Origin of the sequence: Pseudomonas sp. URMO17WK12:I7, from assembly GCF_003269045.1 — a bacterium.
Classification (GTDB): Bacteria; Pseudomonadota; Gammaproteobacteria; order Pseudomonadales; family Pseudomonadaceae; genus Aquipseudomonas; species Aquipseudomonas putida_J.
In genome coordinates, this window is sequence record NZ_QLTL01000015.1 from 70,403 (window position 1) to 88,462 (window position 18,060).

Sequence of the window (18,060 nt, forward strand, 5' to 3'; positions counted from 1 at the left end):
TGACTGGAGGGTGGTGATAGACCTGTGGGTGTGGCCTTGCCCGCGAAGAGGCCGGTACACGCCAAAGGAATAGCCTCAGGCATTCAGTGCTTGAGCGAGCTCCGCCAACCACGGTTCGGCATCAGCCTCCGGGGTCACTGTTTCGCTGGCATCGAGCTTCAGCATTGGCAGCACTTCCCGCACGCCCAGCTCGGCAAACAGTTCGCGCATCTGCTCGCCACCGCCGCAATAGGTATCGCCATAGCTCGAATCCCCCAGTGCGATCACCGCACCCGGCAACCCACGCCAGGCCGCTGGCAGGGTGTCGCGAATGCTGCTGTACAGCGGCATCAGGTTATCCGGCAGCTCACCCATACCAGTGGTAGAAGTCACCGCAAGCAAGGCTTCTGGAGCAAAACCTTCCAGATCCTGCTGGGTAGCACGGGCGGCGTGCCAGGCTTCAAAACCAGCAGCCTTGAGCAACGACTCGGCATGGCGGGCGACTTCTTCGGCGGTGCCGTACACCGAGCCGGAAATAATGGCGACTTTCATCGGGAAGAGGATTCCGAAACTGAGTGAAAACGTAGGATACTAGCATTCAGCGCTGGCAAAAGGCCGCCTCTACCAAAGTCCCCTTCCTTACCCATGGTCCGGACATGATCAACGCCCAGCTGTTGCAATCAATGGTCGACGCATCCAACGACGGGATCGTGGTCGCCGAACAGGAAGGCGACGACACCATCCTGATCTACGTGAATGCGGCCTTCGAACGCCTGACCGGCTTCAGCCGCGATGAAATCCTCTATCAGGATTGCCGCTTCCTGCAGGCCGATGATCGCGATCAGCTTGGCCGGGTACGCATTCGCAAGGCCCTGTCCGAGGGCCGCCCGTGCCGCGAAGTGCTGCGCAACTACCGCAAGGATGGCAGCACGTTCTGGAACGAACTTTCGATCACACCGGTGAAGCACGATGCCGATCAGCGCAGCTACTTCATCGGTATCCAGAAAGATGTCACCCGCCAGGTCGAACTGGAGCGCGAGCTGGCAGAAATGCACGCTCGTCGGAATTTCGACGAACGCACCTGAACCAAGCGCCTTGAGCACGGTCAATTCCCGTTGAAGAAATCGTCATCACCGAGTTCGATCATGCAAGCAGAAGCGCTCCTGACTCAGGACGAGCTGGATTTCATCCAGGACATGCAGCATTCCCCGCAACTGAACCTGGCCGACCCCATGTCGAGCCTGCTGGTCAATGGCGACCGCCATATCCAGTCGCTGCTTGCCCGCCTGGTGGCCAATGAGCAGGTAACGCTGCAGGCACAGTTCAACAACCAGCAGATCAGCTTCCCGCTGCAGCTTGTGGAAGACGAGTTCCACGCTGTGCACCTGCAGATCGGCTCACCGGAAATCTACGAAGACGACGGCCCGATGCTGCGCCCTTGGCGTTTGTCGATGGAGCAGCCCAGCGCACTGCTGGACGCCCAGGGCAAGGCCAGCGGCTTGCTGGTCAGGGATATTTCGTTCAAGGGCGCGTTGCTCGAAGTGCGTGGCCTGGCCAAGGCCCCTTCACGCTTCGACCTGCACTTCGCTCCGGACGGCATCAGCCCTATCGGCCTGCACGGTCGGCTACGTCGGCGTATTGGCCCGGACCTGGCCGCCTACGACCTGAGCCGCAGCCCCACAGGCGAAATCGACCGGCTGCGTGAGTACATCCTCCAGGCCCATCGCCAGGCACACCCAGAGCTGCACGATCAGGTATCGAGCTGACCGGCAAAGTACTGGCGCAAGCGCCGCCGCATCCGCTCAATCTCTGCACCAAGGCATGCCACCGGGCTACCCGCCAGTCCATCCTGGGCACCCTCAGCCGCTTCGCCGGCCAACAGCAATGGGCACTGCAGCCCTGTCGCCAGGCGTATCAGGCGTTTGCCCAGCCCATCACTCAGTGGGTGATTGGAAAACAGCACCATCGCATCCGGCCGGAGCCGCTCGCACACCAGCGGCAACTCATCCAGCACCTGCCCCGGCATGAGCAACTGCACGCCAACCTCATCGCTGGCCAGCAGTAAGCCAGTCACCAGTAGGTCCAGTTCCAGGCATGGTCCGGGCAGTGGCGCCAGCAATACGGTGTGGCTACGTGGCACACGAGCGAGTTGCAAGCGCGTGAACACCCGGCCACGCAGGAACTGGTCGAGGAACAGCCACTCACTGGCCAGGCCAAACGCCCCCTGCCCTGCTGCCAAGTCATGCCAGACGGGCATGAACACTTCAGTGAATACCAGGTCCAGGTTGAGTGCCGCAAACACCTGGTCGAACAGGCTATCCAGGGCCACGGCATCGAAGCGATGCACCGCCTCGCGCACCTGGGCTTGCCAGCCTGCCGTGCAATCAGCCAAAACCACACCGTGAGCAAGCTTCTGGCCGCGGGCCAGGATGCTGCCAACCTTGCTCACTGCGACGCCGCGCTCAAGCCAACCGAGAATGCGCCGGATATCGTCGATGTCTGCCTGGGAATACAGCCGGTGACCGCTGTCGGTGCGCGTGGGCTGGATCAGCCCGTAGCGGCGTTCCCAGGCACGCAGGGTCACGGCGTTGACGCCTGTCACGCGGGAAACTTCACGAATCGGGAACAGGTCCTGCTCTTGCAGGCTTGCCTGGATGTCCGAACTAAGTCCTTGTTTGTTTATCTGCACTACGTTACCTGTGTGCGGAAGTTGAACGGGCATTCTACTACGGCACGCCAGGCCGCAAACCAGTTTGCGAACAACCGCTAATGCAGCGTTGCATCACGCTCATGCTTCGCGCCCGATTCTTGCATGCCTTCTTGCGTTGCCCACCACCCCGGGCCACGCAGACAAGGGGCAGGCTATCCGCCAGCCCCGTCGCCAGGAGATACACGATGTCTACCCCACCCGTCACCCTGATGGTGTCGCGCCGCGCCGCCCATGGCCGCTACCAGGACCTGCTGGCCTGGCTGCACGAGGGCGAACAGCTGGCCACCGACTTCCCCGGCTATCTCGGCTCGGGCATCCTCGCCCCGCCCCGCGACCGCGACGAGTTCCAGATCATTTTCCGCTTCAGCGACGAGCCCACCTTGCATGCCTGGGAGCACTCCGCCTCGCGCCGGGCCTGGCTGGCTCGCGGAAACGGCCTGTTCGAACGCCCCAAAGAGAGGCGTGTCAGCGGTCTTGACGACTGGTTTGGCACCAATATGGTGCAAAAGCCACCACGTTGGAAGCAGGCTGTGGCCATCTGGCTGGCCTTTTTTCCGGTCTCGCTGGTGTTCAATGTCTTGTTCGGGCATTGGCTCGGGGCGCTCGAGCTACTGCCCCGGGTGATGCTCAGCACGCTGGCCCTGACGCCCGTCATGGTCTACCTCTTCATCCCCCTGTCCACACGCCTGCTGGCCAACTGGCTGCACGCCACGCCATCCGCCAGCCCGGCACTGCGCAGCCGCTGAGGCGAGGTCATACAAGCGAGATCAGTTCGGGTATGCTGGGCGGCAACGACAGGACAGACAAGTTGACCGCCCGCACATGAACAGCCCAATTCTCGTCACCGGCGCCAGCCAGCGCGTCGGGCTGGCCCTGGCCCTCGAACTGGCACAGGCCGGCCATACGGTGATCAGTGCCAGCCGTAGCCTTCAGCCGCAGTCCGCGCACCCGAACATCGTGCAGTTCCAGGCCGACCTCTGCCTCAGGGCCGACCGTGAAGCATTGATCGACCACCTGCAGCGCAACTACGACGGCCTGCGTGCGATCATCCACAACGCCTCGCTGTGGCTCGACGACGACCTCGACAACCTCGAGACCATGTTCCGCCTGCACGTCGAAGCGCCGTACCACCTCAATCTGGCCCTCGGCGAGCTGTTGAACAAGGTCGACAAGGCCGACATCATCCACATTTGCGACGAAACCTCTTCGCGCGGCAGCAAAGGCCACATCGGCTACGCCGCGACCAAGGCCGCGCTGCAGAACATGGTGCTGTCGTTCGCCGAAAAGTACGCGCCCAAGGTGCACGTCAACGGTATCCTGCCGGGCCTGCTGATCCTCAAGGAAGGCGGGGACGAGGCTTACCGCCAGCAGACCTTGAAAAAGGCCCTGCTGGAGTTCGAACCCGGCGCCGGGCCACTGATCGAGACGGTGAAGTACCTGCTCGCCAGCCAGTACAGCACCGGCAGCCAAGTGGTCATCAACGGTGGCCGCCACCTGAAGAACCGCATGATTTGAGAGACTGCCATGACTGAGCAACAACAACTCGAGCTTGAAGCCGCTGCGTTCCGGCGCCTGGTCGAGCACCTGCAAAAACGCACCGATGTGCAGAACATCGACCTGATGAACCTCTCCGGTTTCTGCCGCAACTGCCTGTCCAAGTGGTACAAGGCCGCCGCCGACGAGCGCCAGGTCGACATTAGCCTGGATGACGCCCGCGAAGCGGTGTACGGCATGCCTTACGCTGAGTGGAAAGCCCAATTCCAGAAAGAAGCCAGCGCCGAGCAGCAAGCGGCGTTTGAACAAGGAAAACCTCGTGACTGATCTGAACACCCTGCGCAGCAGCCTGGCCAGCGGCCAACATGTCTTCGCCGATACCCTGGCGTTCATCGCCGGCAACTACAGCTACCAGCCCCAGGCCTTCAACAACGGCGGCGTGGAGAATGCCGCCGGGCAGAACGAAGGTTCGTGCAAGACCCTGGGCCTGGCCCTGCTGGAAGGCCTGAGCGACCAGGAAGCGCTGCTGGCCTTCGGCGAGCATTACCGTGATGTGCTGGCCACGCCGGAAGGCACTGACCACGGCAACATCCGTGCGCTGATCAAGCATGGGCTGGCGGGTGTGAAGTTCACCGAGCTGCCGCTTTCGCGCAAGGCTTGAGATTGCCGGGGCCGCTGTGCGGCCCTTTCGCGACACAAGGCCGCTCCTGCAGGGAACGCGCTCTTCTGTAGGAGCGGCCTTGTGTCGCGAAAGGGCTGTGAAGCAGCCCCGGAATGTCAACGGATAGTCGTCCCCGGCACTCCGTCTGCCAGCCCGCCCTCCTGCAACCACTGCAACGCAATCGGCCACAGGCTTTCGCGGAAGCGATCATGGAAGAACGCGAAATGGCCAATCTCGCTGACCGAGATATCCACAGGCGCAATGCGCAAATGCCGCCGCTGCGCCGCAGGCAGATACCCTAGCAAACGCTCGGTCGCTGCCACCGTGCCAAACGGATCGTCCGTCAGGCTGATGGCCAAGGTTGCAGCCCGTACCTGGGCGAAAGGCAGTGTCGCCAGGCCGCGCCCGCTCGGGCGCTGTTCATAAAGCGGCGTACGCGTGGTCCAGTCGTGCACCACACCGGCCGGGGTGTCTTCCAGCCAACCAAGGCGCTTGCCGGGGAAGTAGCCGAAGGCACGGGTCAGCAGCGGCATCACCACATGCCATTTGCCGAATAGGCGCCAGCGCTGTTCGGCGGCATAGTCGCGCCAGTAGGCAAACTGCGCACCGACCATCACCACCCGCCGCACCTGCCCCGCCGAGGGGGCCAGCCCCACGGCGCAGCCACCGAAACTGTGGCCCACAACATCTACCGGCTGGCCGGGAAAATGCGCAGCGGCGTGCGCCAGCATGGCCTCGAAGTCCAGCCGCCCCCAATCGCTCCACGAAGCCTGGAAGCCACGCAACGACGCCGGGCGCGATTCGCCTATGCCACGGTAATCGTAGGTGAGCACGTCGCAACCTTGGGCGAACAGGTAGTCGGCAAAGCGTGAGTAGTAGCGACAGCGTACCGAAGTGGCCGCATTGATGATCACCAACGGGCGTTGGGGATCAGGCTGGGCGTGGCGCCAGCAGAAGCCGCCGAGGCTGTAGCCGTCGGCCGTGGCCTGGCGAAAGGCGGTGGCGGGTTGGGTGAGGCTGCTCATGGCGCGCGTTCCTGTTGTTGTGCGCCAAAACTAGCAAAAAAATCGGGGGCTGTACCGGCCTCTTCGCGGGTAAACCCGCTCCCACAGGTACCCCACTGAGCCAGAGAGCTGTGGGGTACCTGTGGGAGCGGGTTTACCCGCGAAGAGGCCGGTACAGCCCCCTCAGATGTCAGATCGACTTACAGCTCGATGCAGTCGAACTTCACATCGGTGGCCACGTCTTCGTCGTAGTTGACGTCAGCACGCTCGAAGCCGAACAGGTTGAGGAACTGCTTCTTGTAACCGGCGTAGTCGGTCAGCGCGAACAGGTTCTCGGTGGTCACGGTCGGCCAGAGTGCCTTGCAAGCGCCCTGCACATCTTCGCGCAGTTCCCAGTCGTCCAGGCGCAGGCGGCCTTTCTCGTCCACTTCGGCAGGCTGGCCATCGGCACGGAACATACGCTCCCGGAACATGCGGTCGAGCTGGTCCTGGGTGCCTTCGTGAACGCCCTTTTCCTGCAGGATCTTGAAGACCATCGACAGGTACAGCGGCATCACCGGGATGGCCGAGCTGGCCTGGGTGACCACCGACTTCAGCACCGCCACATTGGCGCCGCCCTTCACTTCACCGGCCAGTTTCTCGTTCAGGCGCAGTGCGGTCTGGTCCAGGTCCTGCTTGGCCTGGCCCAGGGCGCCGTGCCAGTAGATCGGCCAGGTGATATCGCTGCCGATGTAGCTGAAGGCCACGGTGCGCGCGCCTTCGGCCAGCACGCCAGCGCCAGCCAGGGCGTCGATCCACAGCTGCCAATCCTGACCACCCATGACAGTGACAGTGTCGGCGATTTCCTGCTCGGTGGCCGGCTCGATGCTGGCCTCGATGATGGTGTCCTTGTTGGTGTCGATGGCGGTCGACTTGTACGGTTCACCGATCGGTTTCAGCGCGGAGCGGATCACTTCACCGGTCTGCGGCAGCTTGCGCACAGGCGAGGCCAGCGAGTAGATGACCAGGTCGACCTTGCCGCCCATTTCGTTCTTGATCAGCTCGATGACCTTGGCGCGGGCTTCGTCGGAGAAGGCGTCACCGTTGATCGACTTGCTGTACAGGCCCTCGGCCTTGGCGAACTTGTCGAATGCGGCGGAGTTGTACCAGCCGGCGGTGCCGGCCTTGGTCTCGGTGCCTGGCTTTTCGAAGAACACGCCCAGGGTATCGGCCTTGAAGCCGAAGGCGGCGGTGATGCGGGCTGCCAGGCCGTAGCCACTGGAAGCGCCGATGACCAGGACCTTCTTCGGGCCATCCTCGCGCACGCCCAGCTTGCGGGTGGCTTCGATCTGGTCACGGACGTTGAGCTCGCAGCCCTTCGGGTGAGTCGTGGTGCAGATGAAACCGCGAACCTTAGGATGAATGATGGCCAATGTCTGTACCTCGTCAGGTTTATGCCGGGGAAGCGCCGCACGGGCGATTCCGATTGATCAGAGGGTGAGACTACCCCCGCAGGTTATCCGACACATATTAAGGGCTGAACCCAGGGATTCAAAACCGAAGGCCAGTACAGGCTGTCATGAATCCGCAGCCAACACCCCTTTCAACCATTCCAGGAACTGCCGGGCCAGTGGATCATCCTGGCTGTCCCGGTGCACCAGACAAGCCCACACCGGCCCTCGCACTCGCTGTACAGACAGTGCCTGCAGACGCCCCTCGCCCATCGCCCGCTGCGCCAGCAACTGGCTGACCAGGGCAACGCCCAGCCCCTCGCTCGCGGCATCCAGCAACAGCCCTGGATCGGAAAAATTCAGCCCCTTGCCCTGCTGCCCTACATCCTCGCCGCCTTCCAGCTGCCAGTGGCTCCAGTCCATTTCGCGCTCGCCATGCAAGGTGGTGCGCTGTTGCACTGGGTGCTGCAGCAGCGAAGGGTGGCAGGCGGGATACAGCGTGTCCTGGTGGAGCACGGTAAAGCTGCACTCGGCCTGGGCACTGAGGTCGTCACGAATGGCCAGGTCAATGGTTTCGCTGGCCATGTCCGGCACCTCGAAACTGGTGAACAGCCACAGATCGACCTGCGGGCAGCGCTGATGAAAATCGGCCAGGCGCGGCAGCAACCAGTGCCGGGCGAAGGCCGGGCTGGTGTTGACCACCAGTTGATTCGGCTTACGGTACTGGTCCAGGCGGCGAATGCCGACTGCCAGATGCTGCAGCAGCGATTGGGTGGTGCTGAGCAGGTCGTGCCCGGCATCGGTCAGGCTGACGCTGCGGCCACTGCGGTGGAACAGTGGCTGTTCCAGGTAGTTTTCCAGGCTGCGGATCTGCTGGCTGATCGCCGACTGGGTGAGGTTCAGGGCCTCGGCGGCCTTGTGGAAGCTGCCAAGCCGTGCGGCGGCTTCAAAGCCCCTCAGGGCATTGAGCGGTGGCCAGTGTTTGAGCATGATCGATAAGCCCTGCTAATCAGATGTCGGCTAAATCTATCGTTTGTCGCCACCCCTTCATAGCCATAGCATGGACACCAACACCCGCGACGGCGGGCTTCGTTGATAAAAATCCTTAATAGATCGGAGTTCACTATGCACCTGTCCCTCGACAGCGGCTGGCGTATGCCTGCCGAATGGGCCCGCCACGCGGCGACCTGGATGGTCTGGCCTCACAACCAGGCGCTGTGGGAAAACGGCTGGCGCGTCAGCCTGGCCGATGTGCAGCGCGACTATGCCCGCGTGGCAGCCGCCATCGCCCGTTTCGAGCCGGTCAAGATGGTCGTCGATCCATCGGCCCTGCAAAGCGCCCGCGCCCTGTGCGGCGCCAACATCGAGCTGATCGAGCTGGCCGTGGACGACAGCTGGTGCCGAGACAGCGGCCCGAGCTTCATCTGCCACCCGCAGCACGGCCTGGCCGGGCTGAGCTGGCGCTTCAATGCCTGGGGCGGTAAATCGCAACACAGCCAGGACCGCAGCCTCGGCCGACGCATCCTCGACCGACTGGGGTTGGACGGCTTCAGCACTGCGCTGTGCAACGAAGGCGGCGCCATTCATGTCGATGGCGAAGGCACGCTGATCACCACCGAATCGGTGCTGCTCAACCCCAACCGCAACCCAGGTATCGACAAGGCAGAATTCGAAGCCTGCTTCGCCCGCTACCTGGGCATCAGCAAGACCATCTGGCTGCCCGGCGACCCGCAGTACGTGACGGGCGACATGACCGACGGCCATGTCGATGGCGTGTGCGCCTTCGCCCGCCCAGGTGTGCTGCTGGTCGATGCCACCCATGACCACGGTTCGATCTATGCCGAAGTCGTCCGGGAAAACCGCCGCGCGCTGGAACTCGCCACCGACGCCCAAGGCCGGCATTTCGAACTGCTCGACCTGTTCGAGGCCAGCGCCGCAGTCGATCAGGACGCTGAAGTGTTCTGCGCTTCCTACACCAACTTCTACATCGCCAACGGCGCGATCATCATGCCGGCCTACGGCATCGCTGCCGACCAGGACGCCGCCGATCAACTCGCCCATGCCTTCCCGGGGCGCGAAATCGTGCCCGTGCGTATCGACGCAATCGCCCACGGCGGCGGCGGCATCCATTGCATCACCCAGCAGCAGCCGGAAGTACAGCCATGAGCCAGCTGCGGATCGCCACCACCCAGATGCCCTGCAGCTGGAACCTGCCAGACAACCTCGACCGCGCCGAGCAACTGGTACGCCAGGCCGCCGCCGATGGTGCGCAGGTGATCCTGCTGCAAGAGCTGTTCGCCACGCCCTACTTCTGCATCGAGCAGGACCACAAGCACCAGGCGCTGGCCGAGCCCTACCCGGGCAGCCCGATCCTGCAACGCTTCGCCGCGTTGGCCGGCGAGCTGGGCGTGGTGCTACCGCTGAGCTGGTACGAGCGCGCAGGCAATGCCTTCTTCAACTCGTTGACCGTGGCCGACGCCGATGGCCAGCTGCTGGGCGTATACCGCAAAACCCATATCCCCAACGCCATCGGCTATCAGGAGAAGGAGTATTTCAGCCCTGGCGACACCGGTTTCAAGGTCTGGGACACCGCCTTTGGCCGCCTGGGCATCGGTATCTGCTGGGACCAGTGGTTCCCGGAAACGGCCCGCTGCCTGGCACTGATGGGCGCCGAAGCGCTGTTGTTCCCTACCGCCATCGGCTCCGAGCCCGGCTGCGCCGAGTTGGACTCGCGCGACCATTGGCAGGTCGCCATGCGCGGTCATGCGGCCGCCAACCTGTTGCCCGTGGTGGCCGCCAACCGGGTCGGTGTGGAAGTCGCAGGCAATGACCACGCCCTGAGCATGCGCTTCTATGGCTCGTCGTTCATCTGCGACCACAAGGGCGCCATGCTCGCTGAAGCCGACCGCGACAGCAGCGGCATCTGGCTGCACGACCTGGACCTGGCCCGCATGCGCGAAGACCGCCTGACCTGGGGCATCTACCGCGACCGCCGCCCGGAGATGTACGCGCCGCTGCTGACCCTGGACGGCAAACACCCACACAGCCTGAGGGCCAGAGCATGAAACGCCACGTATTCGCCGCACTGGCCCTGGCCATCTGCGCCAGCCAGGCCCAGGCTGACCAACCCACCCTGCGCCTGTACAACTGGGCCGATTACTTCGCCGAGGACACCCTCAAGCAGTTCACCGCCGAAACCGGTATCCAGGTGATCTATGACGTGATGGACGGCAGCGAGGTGCTCGAAGCCAAGCTGATGTCCGGGCGCAGTGGTTACGACCTGGTGTTCCCAGGCGACACCGTGGCTGAACGGCTGATGCGTGCCGGCAGCCTGAAGCCGCTGGACCGCAGCCGCCTGGAAGCACTCGACGATATCGAGCCCGGCCTGCGCAAGCTGCACGATCAATACCCTAAAGCCAGCCAGGCGACCGTCCCCTACACCTGGGGCACCATCGGCCTGACCGCGAATGCCGAGAAACTCCGCCAGCGCATGCCCGATGCGCCGCTGGATAACCTCGACCTGCTGTTCAAACCTGAGCTGGCCGCCAAGTTCGCCGATTGCGGCATCTCGATCATCGACTCGCCTGACGAAGTACTGGCCGTGGTGCTCAATTATCTGGGCCGCGAACCACGCAGCGCCAAGCGTGAAGACCTGGCTGCCGCCAGCGAGCTGCTCAAGGCGGTGCGCCCGTACATCCGCAAGTTCCAGTCGCAACCGGTAACCGAGCTGGTCAACGAGAACCTCTGCCTGTCGCTGGGCTACAGCGGCGACGTGATCCAGGCCCAGCGCACCGCCGAAGCTGCCGGCAAGCACCTTGATTTCCAGTACCGCGTACCGCGCCAGGGCACCACGGTGTGGATGGACACCATGGCCATCCCCGCCGATGCCCAGCACCCGGATTACGCCTATCGTTTCATCAACTTCGTCATGCGCCCGGCGAACATGGCTGCCATCAGCAATTTCACCGGCTACCCCACGGCCAGCGCCAAGGCGCGCCAGGCAGTGGACCCGCGCATGCGCGACAACCCCGACATCTACCTCGACGAAGCCACTTACGCCCGGCTGATCCCGGGCCGCGACATTCCACAGGCCGACATGCGCGCGCGCATGCGTGTGTGGACCCGCTTCAAGACTGCACAGGACTGACCCATGCCAAGCCGTAGAACCTTTCTGCAACTGTCACTGGCCGCAGGCCTTGGGGCCGGCCTCGGCCTGCCGCTGGGCCTGGCCTGCGCCGAGGAGCCCGGGCGCTGGTTCATGCCTGACGAAGGCGAGCCGCAGCAGCGCGCGTTCATCGCCTTTGGTGCGCAGGATGCGATCTGGGAGGACTTCACCGCTGACGTGCAAGCCGCCCAGGGCCGTATCGCCCAGGCCATCGCCCGCTACCAGCCGCTGACGGTATTCTGCCGCGCCAGCGAGCGTGAACTGGCAGAACGGCACTGTGGCAGCAGCAACACCCACTTCGTCGCCTGCGACCTGGACGACATCTGGATGCGCGACATCAGCGCCAACTTCGTCGTCGACGATGACGGCGCCCTCGCAGCGGTGGACTTCAACTTCAACGGCTGGGGCAACAAGCAACGCCACCGCAACGACGCGCAGCTGGCCAAGCGCGTTGCCACCCTGGCCGGCGCCCGCTACCAGCGCAGCGAGCTGGTGGGCGAAGGTGGCGCCATCGAGGTGGACGGCCATGGCACCGGCATCATGACCGAGAGCAGCTGGATCAATGCCAACCGCAACCCGGGCTGGAGCAAGGCCGACGTCGAGGCCGAACTCAAGGCACGCCTGGGGCTGAGCAAGATCATCTGGCTGCCGGGCATCGCCGGGGAAGACATCACTGACGGGCATGTGGACTTCTATGCCCGCTTCGTACGCCCGGGGGTGGTGGTCGCCAACCTGGACAACGACCCGGACGCCTATGACTACGCGGTGACCCGCAAGCACCTGGAGATACTCAAGAAAGCCACCGATGCCGAAGGCAGGCATTTGCAGGTGCACGTGGTATCGCCGCCCATGCAGGGGCGGCGTAACAGGTTCAGCCAGGGAAACAACGACTTCGCAGCAGGTTATATCAACTACTTCGTGATCAACGCCGCGATCATCGCACCGCAGTTCGGTGATGCGCAGGCCGATGAAAAGGCGCGGGCGTTGTTGGCCGTGTTGTATCCGGGGCGGGATATCGTGCAATTGGATATCGATGCGATTGCGGCCGGGGGTGGAGGGATTCATTGCGTCACCCACCAGTGCCCGGCTGTGTGAAGGCCGCCAGGTGCATGTCGACAGAAGTTCGGCGCCTGCGAGACCGAGCACCGCCCGCGCGGCGCATCGCGGATAAATCCGCTCCCACATTTGTTGCAACGTGGCCTTTCCTGTCAGGCCATGGTTTTCAGCCTTGTTGGCATGACGGGATTTTGAGGTGGGCATTGATGCCGCTTCACCTGACTTGAGTCACGCGCCAAGGCGGGCAACCATGGCCTATCAGGTTCGGCACGTTGCAACAAATGTGGGAGCGGATTTATCCGCGATGCGCCGCGCGGGCGGCGCTCGATCTCGCAGGCGCCGAAGCACTTGCGACATGCACCTGGCAGCCCATTGATTGGCTTTTCACATCAATCACAAAGAAAAACAAACTTAACAAATCAACCAAACCCGCCGATGCTGGCAGCACTACGCCCATTGCCCGGAGAACAACAACATGAACGACGTGGTCATCGTCGCCGCAACCCGTACCGCCATCGGCAGCTTCCAGGGTGCCCTGGCCACTGTGCCTGCCGTGGACCTCGGTGCGGCGGTGATCAAACAGCTGCTGGAGCAGACCCAGCTGGATCCGGCCCAGGTCGACGAAGTGATCCTCGGCCAGGTACTCACCGCCGGTGCCGGGCAGAACCCTGCGCGCCAGGCTGCGATCAAGGCCGGCCTGCCCTACAGCGTGCCGGCACTGACCCTGAACAAGGTCTGCGGTTCGGGCCTGAAGGCGCTGCACCTGGCCGCCCAGGCAATCCGCTGCGGTGACGCCGAGGTGGTGATCGCCGGTGGCCAGGAGAACATGAGCCTGGCCCCTTATGTGATGCCTTCGGCACGTACCGGCCAGCGCATGGGCCATGGCCAGCTGATCGACAGCATGATCAGCGATGGCCTGTGGGATGCCTTCAACGACTACCACATGGGCATCACCGCCGAGAACCTGGTGGACAAATATGGCCTCAACCGCGAGCAGCAGGACGCCTTCGCCGCCGAATCCCAGCGCAAGGCCGTGGCGGCGATCGAAGCAGGCCGCTTCAAGGATGAAATCACCCCGATCGTGATGCCGCAGAAAAAAGGCGAGCCAAAAGTCTTCGAGCGCGATGAACAACCTCGCCCGGACACCACCGCCGAATCGTTGGCCAAGTTGCGCCCGGCCTTCAAGAAGGACGGCAGCGTCACCGCCGGCAACGCCTCCAGCCTCAACGACGGCGCCGCCGCAGTGCTGCTGATGAGCGCCAGCAAGGCTCAGGCCCTGGGGCTACCTGTACTTGCAAAGATTGCCGCTTATGCCAGCGCAGGGGTGGACCCGGCGATCATGGGCATTGGCCCAGTGTCGGCGACCCAGCGCTGCCTGGACAAGGCCGGCTGGCAGCTGGCTGACCTTGACCTGATCGAGGCCAACGAAGCCTTTGCCGCGCAGGCGCTGGCGGTGGGCAAGGCGCTGGAGTGGGATGCGAGCAAGGTCAACGTCAATGGCGGGGCAATTGCCCTGGGCCACCCGATTGGCGCTTCCGGGTGCCGGGTGCTGGTGACGTTGCTGCATGAAATGATCAAGCGGGATGCCCGCAAAGGGCTGGCCACCTTGTGCATTGGTGGTGGCCAGGGTGTCGCACTGGCGATCGAGCGTTGAGCCGGCGCTGACTGCACAAGCATCAGGCAGTGGCGCGCAACTCATAGGCAGCCGCTTGATTGATGGCGCTGGCCAGCAGCGCAACTTCCTGACATTTCTGCACGGCCTGGTCGACCGGGCTGTGCAGCAATGAGCAGGATGCAGCTACCCACAGCCGCTCCCCCAGGCGATCGTGGGCGTCGCGCAGCAGGTCCAGGGTCTTTTCCAGATCGCAGGACGAGGCGTTGTTGCCGTCAACCAGGCCCAGCGAAAGCACCTTGTATGCCGGCAGGCGGTCGAGAATGGTCGGGTACTGGTCGGGGGCCTGGACCAAGTCGATATGCAGGCCATCGACCGGCAGGTTGGCGGCCACGCCGAGGTTGCCCTCCAAGCCACCGGAATAAATGGCGATCAGCTTCTTCAGCGGTGCACGCTGAAGGATGTTGTAAACGCGTTCGTAGGCGCTTTTCCAGTCCTGCGGCAGTTCCTGGGCCAGGATCGGCTCATCGATCTGTACCCATTCCACACCCAGGCCAGCGAGGCGGTTGAGGGCCTGGTCATACAGCGGCAGAAGGCGTTCCAGCAACTCCAGTTCGTCCAGGCCGCTGCCGCTTTTCTTACCCAGCCACAGGTAGGTCAATGGGCCGATCACCACCGGCTTGACCGCATGGCCCAAGGCCTTCGCTTCCTTGACTTCTTCGAACAGCTGTTCCCAGTGTTGGGCAAACTGCTGGTCGTCAGTGCTGAGCGAATGCGGCGGCACTTGGTCGTACCAGGCAGAATCGCCGACCGGCAACAGCTCGATGCCAGCGTCTTTCTGCATTTGCCAGTGGCGGGCACGCAGCTCGCGGTCACGGTTGATACGGGGGAACCCCAGGTTGTGTGCCAGTGCCATGTCTTGCCCCTCAGCGTTCCGAAAAAGAGTACCGAAATGAATGGGGGAATTTTCCGACCAGCGAGCGCCTGAGACAAACTCATTAAATTTGAGATGAACTCAAGAAATACTCATGATGCCGATGAGCTCGAATGTCTCGTTCAGAGCAGCAGCCTACGTATTCAGACATGAGCCCAACCGATAACCTGCCGCACAATGCCAATCTGAATACTCCAGGTGCCCTCGAGCCATGAGCCTGCTGAAAGCCGCGCTGCGCGAAAAACAATTCGTCTGCGTCATGGAATTCGTCCCCAAGCCCTCGGCGGAACGCTTCGCCGCGATGGAGGCGATCATGGCCCGCGGGCAATTGTGCGGCTGGCCGATGACCGTCGCCATCGGCGACCGCGTGGGCAGCCCACTGGACATGTCGCCTCTGGACGCGCTCGCCTCTTTCAGCACCCCGCTCCCCGCCCTGCCGCACTTCTCCGGCAAGGACCGCGAGCGTCATCATCTTCTGGCTCAGCTGCAGCGCATGGACGCTGCCGGCCACGATCAGTTGCTGCTGCTCACCGGCGACCGCCTGCCCGGCCACCAACCCGGTGAACGCCCGGTGCGCTACCTGGAGTCGGTCGCCGCCTTGCTGACTGCGCGCCAGGCCTGCCCGCACTGGTTGCTCGGCGCGGCACTGAACCCGTTCAAGTACCACGAGGAAGAAGGCGGCGCACAGTACTTCAAGGCCGAGAAAAAGCTCGCCGCCGGTGCCGACTTCCTTACCCTGCAACTCGGCTTCGATGCCAGCAAGCACCAGGAAGCCATCCACTGGATGCAGCGCCAGGCCTCGCCCAAACCGATGCTGGCCTGCCTGATGGGCCTGACCCATGGCCGCGCGACCATGCTCGAGCATGTGGCAGGGGTAACCGTGTCGCCCTCGATGTGCGACATGCTCGAAGCTGAAAGCAAGGTGTCCAAGGCCTTTGCCCAGGCGCGCAGCGTCGACCGCCTGGCCCTGCAGATCATCGGTGTGAAGCTGATGGGTTACGCGGGCGTGCACCTGTCGGGAATTCACGAACTCAAGCAGTTGCTTGCACTGGAGGAGCGCTTGCACCACTGGCAAGCGCAAATCCACTCACTGGAGCACTGGGCGCCCGCCTGGGCCGACAGCTGGCAGATGCCGGGCTTGCCCATCGTCGCGTTCCATCCGCCGCAGGGCAACTGGCGCCAGGGTGAATCGACAGTCAGTGCCTCAAGCAAGGAAAAAGTCCGCTATCACCTGCTGCACACCGCCCACTCGCTGCTGTTCAGCCGTGCCAACTGGCTCAGCAAAGCGTTCGGTTGGGCCGTGCGTCAGCCACTTTGGGCAACCAAGCGCGGAGCCCGCGTGCTGCACGGGCTGGAGCGGGCAGTCAAACGCCCGCTGGTAGGCTGCGACACCTGCGGCCGTTGCCGCCTGGAAGACACCCTCTACACCTGCCCGGAAACCTGCCCCAAAGGCCTGGCCAACGGCCCTTGCGGGGGCACGGCGCTGAACCGCTGCGAGTTTGGCGACCGTGAGTGCATTCACAGCGTCAAATACCGCACCGCCAAGGCCGTGCGGCAAACCGCCGTGCTCACCGAGCGGCTGATCCCGTGCATCGAAGTCGAAACCCGCCACCGCAGCTCATGGCCGCAGTGGTTCGAGGCCCAGTCGCCGCGCCGGATCAACCCGCAGCCAGCGCCTCGAACCCAGCCCGAATCTTAGCTTCGGGCAGTTCATCGGCAATGAACACCATCACGCTCTCGCGGTTCTCGTCTGCCGCCCATTCGGCGTCCCAGTCAAAGCCGTAGAGCTTGAGCACGCCCTGGAACACCAGGCGACGGTCCTCGCCGGCAATGTTCAGCACGCCCTTGTAGCGCAGCAACTGCTTGCCATGCTCCTCCAGCAGTTCGTTCATGAAGTCGCTGAGGCGGTCAATGTCCAGTGCAGTCTCGGTGCGCAGCACCAGGGTGGAAATCCGGTCCGGCGTGGCCGGCGTGAGCAGCGGACGCAGGCTCGGCTTGAGGTTGGCGCCCAGGTCCGGGTTAAGGTTGAAGCCGCGCACATCGAGCAGCTCGGCCAGGTCGATGCGACCATGCTCGACCACCCGGATGGCCGCCCGGCCATTGATCCGAGCCAGGCGCTCGCGCAGGGCCTCCACCGCAGCTGGCTCGACCAGGTCCGTCTTGCTCAACAGCAGCCGGTCGGCAAAACCGACCTGGGCCTGGGCAATGGTCTGGGTCAGATGCACTTCGGCGTGGGCGGCATCGACCAGAGTGATGATGCCATCGAGGATGTAGCGCTCACGCAGTTCTTCGTCAACGAAGAAGGTCTGCGCAACGGGCGCAGGGTCGGCCAGGCCGGTGCACTCGATGACCAGGCGGTCGAAGGCGATCTCGCCAGCGTCCAGGCGTTCGAGCAGCAGGTAAAGGGCACGGGTAAGGTCGCCATGGATGCTGCAGCACACACAGCCATTGGCCAGGGTCATGACCTGTACCGGCTCATCGCCAAGCAGCTGGCTGTCGATACCGGCATCGCTGAATTCATTCTCGATCACGGCAATCTTCAGCCCGTGCTCGGCCTTGAGCATGTGCTTGAGCAGCGTTGTCTTGCCGGCACCGAGGAAGCCGGTGAGGACAGTAACGGGGATTGGCGTCTGCACGCAGAACATCTCCTGCACAGTAGAAAAAGAAAGGCCGCAATCCTGTAGGAGCGGCCTTGTGTCGCGATGGGCCGCACCGCGGCCCATGTTTCAGCTTCGCAGCAGATAGTGCCGGGGGCTTGTGCGGCCCATCGCGACACAAGGCCGCTCCTACATGGACCGCGCCGGCATCCGGCTCAACAGCACTTGGGCCCGGACTTGCCACCATAACGCGCTTCCTGGCGTTCCCGGAAGAACGCCTCGTAGCTCATCACCGGCTTGTCCGGGTGCTTGGCCTGCATGTGCTCGACGTAGTTGTCGTAGTCGGGCATGCCGACCATCAGGCGGGCTGCCTGCCCCAGGTATTTACCCAGTCGACCCAGGTCGTTGAACATCACTG

General features: G+C 63.4%; 20 protein-coding genes. 12 read left to right on the forward strand and 8 right to left on the reverse strand.

Annotated features, from left to right (window positions below; translation table 11 throughout):
* Nucleotides 1–75 precede the first annotated feature (75 nt).
* Entirely contained in the window at nt 76–531 is a 456-nt protein-coding gene (locus H040_RS20860) for a flavodoxin (RefSeq protein ID WP_027918431.1), read from the reverse strand.
* 104 nt (nt 532–635) lie between these two features.
* Here H040_RS20860 and H040_RS20865 point away from each other — a divergent pair, with 104 nt between their 5' ends.
* Nucleotides 636–1,064, forward strand: coding sequence for a PAS domain S-box protein (locus tag H040_RS20865; protein ID WP_027918430.1), 429 nt, complete (start codon nt 636–638; stop codon nt 1,062–1,064).
* Nucleotides 1,065–1,124: 60 nt separating this feature from the next.
* Nucleotides 1,125–1,745 (forward strand): hypothetical protein, encoded by a 621-nt coding sequence (locus tag H040_RS20870; protein WP_027918429.1) that lies wholly within the window; start codon nt 1,125–1,127, stop codon nt 1,743–1,745.
* On the opposite strand, the gene H040_RS20875 is transcribed toward H040_RS20870, so the two are convergent.
* A complete protein-coding gene (locus H040_RS20875; protein ID WP_027918428.1) occupies nt 1,730–2,662 on the reverse strand; it encodes a MerR family transcriptional regulator in 933 nt (310 codons plus the stop codon). The genes H040_RS20870 and H040_RS20875 overlap by 16 nt on opposite strands.
* A 212-nt stretch (nt 2,663–2,874) precedes the next feature.
* Here H040_RS20875 and H040_RS20880 point away from each other — a divergent pair, with 212 nt between their 5' ends.
* From H040_RS20880 to H040_RS20895, 4 genes are all read left to right on the forward strand, one after another.
* On the forward strand, nt 2,875–3,435 hold the full coding sequence (locus tag H040_RS20880; RefSeq protein WP_027918427.1) for an antibiotic biosynthesis monooxygenase: 561 nt from the start codon (nt 2,875–2,877) through the stop codon (nt 3,433–3,435).
* 76 nt (nt 3,436–3,511) lie between these two features.
* Nucleotides 3,512–4,204 carry a dihydromonapterin reductase gene (gene folM, locus H040_RS20885; RefSeq protein WP_027918426.1) on the forward strand — a complete coding sequence of 231 codons (693 nt, stop codon included), beginning with the start codon at nt 3,512–3,514 and terminating at the stop codon, nt 4,202–4,204.
* 9 nt (nt 4,205–4,213) lie between these two features.
* Entirely contained in the window at nt 4,214–4,510 is a 297-nt protein-coding gene (locus H040_RS20890) for a DUF1244 domain-containing protein (protein WP_027918425.1), read from the forward strand.
* Nucleotides 4,503–4,844, forward strand: coding sequence for a HopJ type III effector protein (locus H040_RS20895; RefSeq protein ID WP_027918424.1), 342 nt, complete (start codon nt 4,503–4,505; stop codon nt 4,842–4,844). Before H040_RS20890 ends, H040_RS20895 begins: the two co-directional genes overlap by 8 nt.
* 116 nt (nt 4,845–4,960) lie before the next feature.
* Here the strand turns inward: H040_RS20895 and H040_RS20900 are convergent, their stop codons facing one another.
* From H040_RS20900 to H040_RS20915, 3 genes are all read right to left on the reverse strand, one after another.
* Complete coding sequence (locus H040_RS20900; RefSeq protein ID WP_027918423.1) at nt 4,961–5,869, reverse strand: alpha/beta hydrolase family protein; 909 nt, start codon at nt 5,867–5,869, stop codon at nt 4,961–4,963.
* Nucleotides 5,870–6,048: 179 nt separating this feature from the next.
* The gene (gene fabV, locus H040_RS20910; RefSeq protein WP_027918422.1) at nt 6,049–7,260 is read right to left on the reverse strand and encodes an enoyl-ACP reductase FabV; all 1,212 of its coding nucleotides are present in this window, start codon (nt 7,258–7,260) and stop codon (nt 6,049–6,051) included.
* Between the two features lie 144 nt (nt 7,261–7,404).
* Nucleotides 7,405–8,268 carry a LysR substrate-binding domain-containing protein gene (locus H040_RS20915; RefSeq protein WP_027918421.1) on the reverse strand — a complete coding sequence of 288 codons (864 nt, stop codon included), beginning with the start codon at nt 8,266–8,268 and terminating at the stop codon, nt 7,405–7,407.
* Between the two features lie 135 nt (nt 8,269–8,403).
* On the opposite strand from H040_RS20915, the gene H040_RS20920 reads away from it, so the two are divergent.
* The 5 genes from H040_RS20920 (at nt 8,404) to H040_RS20940 (ending at nt 14,153) form a co-directional block, all read left to right on the forward strand.
* Nucleotides 8,404–9,444 carry an agmatine deiminase family protein gene (locus H040_RS20920; protein ID WP_027918420.1) on the forward strand — a complete coding sequence of 347 codons (1,041 nt, stop codon included), beginning with the start codon at nt 8,404–8,406 and terminating at the stop codon, nt 9,442–9,444.
* Nucleotides 9,441–10,343 carry an N-carbamoylputrescine amidase gene (gene aguB, locus H040_RS20925; RefSeq protein WP_027918419.1) on the forward strand — a complete coding sequence of 301 codons (903 nt, stop codon included), beginning with the start codon at nt 9,441–9,443 and terminating at the stop codon, nt 10,341–10,343. The genes H040_RS20920 and aguB overlap by 4 nt, the downstream gene beginning before the upstream one ends.
* Nucleotides 10,340–11,425, forward strand: a complete 1,086-nt coding sequence (locus H040_RS20930) for an extracellular solute-binding protein (protein WP_027918418.1) — start codon at nt 10,340–10,342, stop codon at nt 11,423–11,425. The genes aguB and H040_RS20930 overlap by 4 nt, the downstream gene beginning before the upstream one ends.
* A 3-nt stretch (nt 11,426–11,428) precedes the next feature.
* Nucleotides 11,429–12,538: an agmatine deiminase family protein gene (locus H040_RS20935; RefSeq protein ID WP_027918417.1), complete on the forward strand. Its 1,110-nt coding sequence runs from the start codon at nt 11,429–11,431 to the stop codon at nt 12,536–12,538.
* Between the two features lie 436 nt (nt 12,539–12,974).
* Entirely contained in the window at nt 12,975–14,153 is a 1,179-nt protein-coding gene (locus H040_RS20940; protein WP_027918416.1) for an acetyl-CoA C-acetyltransferase, read from the forward strand.
* Between the two features lie 22 nt (nt 14,154–14,175).
* On the opposite strand, the gene H040_RS20945 is transcribed toward H040_RS20940, so the two are convergent.
* On the reverse strand, nt 14,176–15,027 hold the full coding sequence (locus H040_RS20945) for a 5-methyltetrahydropteroyltriglutamate--homocysteine methyltransferase (protein ID WP_027918415.1): 852 nt from the start codon (nt 15,025–15,027) through the stop codon (nt 14,176–14,178).
* 229 nt (nt 15,028–15,256) lie between these two features.
* On the opposite strand from H040_RS20945, the gene H040_RS20950 reads away from it, so the two are divergent.
* A complete protein-coding gene (locus H040_RS20950) occupies nt 15,257–16,744 on the forward strand; it encodes a methylenetetrahydrofolate reductase C-terminal domain-containing protein (RefSeq protein ID WP_027918414.1) in 1,488 nt (495 codons plus the stop codon).
* Here the strand turns inward: H040_RS20950 and yjiA are convergent.
* Together yjiA and H040_RS20960 are read right to left on the reverse strand one after the other, a co-directional pair.
* Nucleotides 16,704–17,681 carry a GTPase gene (gene yjiA / locus H040_RS20955; protein WP_027918413.1) on the reverse strand — a complete coding sequence of 326 codons (978 nt, stop codon included), beginning with the start codon at nt 17,679–17,681 and terminating at the stop codon, nt 16,704–16,706. The genes H040_RS20950 and yjiA overlap by 41 nt on opposite strands.
* Nucleotides 17,682–17,857: 176 nt before the next feature.
* Nucleotides 17,858–18,055, reverse strand: a complete 198-nt coding sequence (locus H040_RS20960; protein WP_027918412.1) for a YbdD/YjiX family protein — start codon at nt 18,053–18,055, stop codon at nt 17,858–17,860.
* Between the last annotated feature and the right edge of the window lie 5 nt (nt 18,056–18,060).

What these genes read in the sequence shown, in the direction of transcription:
- H040_RS20860 (WP_027918431.1), bottom strand. Translation starts at nt 531, where the DNA reads ATGAAAGTCGCCATTATTTCCGGCTCGGTGTACGGCACCGCCGAAGAA.
- H040_RS20865 (WP_027918430.1), top strand. Translation starts at nt 636, where the DNA reads ATGATCAACGCCCAGCTGTTGCAATCAATGGTCGACGCATCCAACGAC.
- H040_RS20870 (WP_027918429.1), top strand. Translation starts at nt 1,125, where the DNA reads ATGCAAGCAGAAGCGCTCCTGACTCAGGACGAGCTGGATTTCATCCAG.
- H040_RS20880 (WP_027918427.1), top strand. Translation starts at nt 2,875, where the DNA reads ATGTCTACCCCACCCGTCACCCTGATGGTGTCGCGCCGCGCCGCCCAT.
- folM (WP_027918426.1), top strand. Translation starts at nt 3,512, where the DNA reads ATGAACAGCCCAATTCTCGTCACCGGCGCCAGCCAGCGCGTCGGGCTG.
- H040_RS20890 (WP_027918425.1), top strand. Translation starts at nt 4,214, where the DNA reads ATGACTGAGCAACAACAACTCGAGCTTGAAGCCGCTGCGTTCCGGCGC.
- H040_RS20900 (WP_027918423.1), bottom strand. Translation starts at nt 5,869, where the DNA reads ATGAGCAGCCTCACCCAACCCGCCACCGCCTTTCGCCAGGCCACGGCC.
- H040_RS20915 (WP_027918421.1), bottom strand. Translation starts at nt 8,268, where the DNA reads ATGCTCAAACACTGGCCACCGCTCAATGCCCTGAGGGGCTTTGAAGCC.
- H040_RS20920 (WP_027918420.1), top strand. Translation starts at nt 8,404, where the DNA reads ATGCACCTGTCCCTCGACAGCGGCTGGCGTATGCCTGCCGAATGGGCC.
- aguB (WP_027918419.1), top strand. Translation starts at nt 9,441, where the DNA reads ATGAGCCAGCTGCGGATCGCCACCACCCAGATGCCCTGCAGCTGGAAC.
- H040_RS20930 (WP_027918418.1), top strand. Translation starts at nt 10,340, where the DNA reads ATGAAACGCCACGTATTCGCCGCACTGGCCCTGGCCATCTGCGCCAGC.
- H040_RS20935 (WP_027918417.1), top strand. Translation starts at nt 11,429, where the DNA reads ATGCCAAGCCGTAGAACCTTTCTGCAACTGTCACTGGCCGCAGGCCTT.
- H040_RS20940 (WP_027918416.1), top strand. Translation starts at nt 12,975, where the DNA reads ATGAACGACGTGGTCATCGTCGCCGCAACCCGTACCGCCATCGGCAGC.
- H040_RS20945 (WP_027918415.1), bottom strand. Translation starts at nt 15,027, where the DNA reads ATGGCACTGGCACACAACCTGGGGTTCCCCCGTATCAACCGTGACCGC.
- H040_RS20950 (WP_027918414.1), top strand. Translation starts at nt 15,257, where the DNA reads ATGAGCCTGCTGAAAGCCGCGCTGCGCGAAAAACAATTCGTCTGCGTC.
- H040_RS20960 (WP_027918412.1), bottom strand. Translation starts at nt 18,055, where the DNA reads ATGTTCAACGACCTGGGTCGACTGGGTAAATACCTGGGGCAGGCAGCC.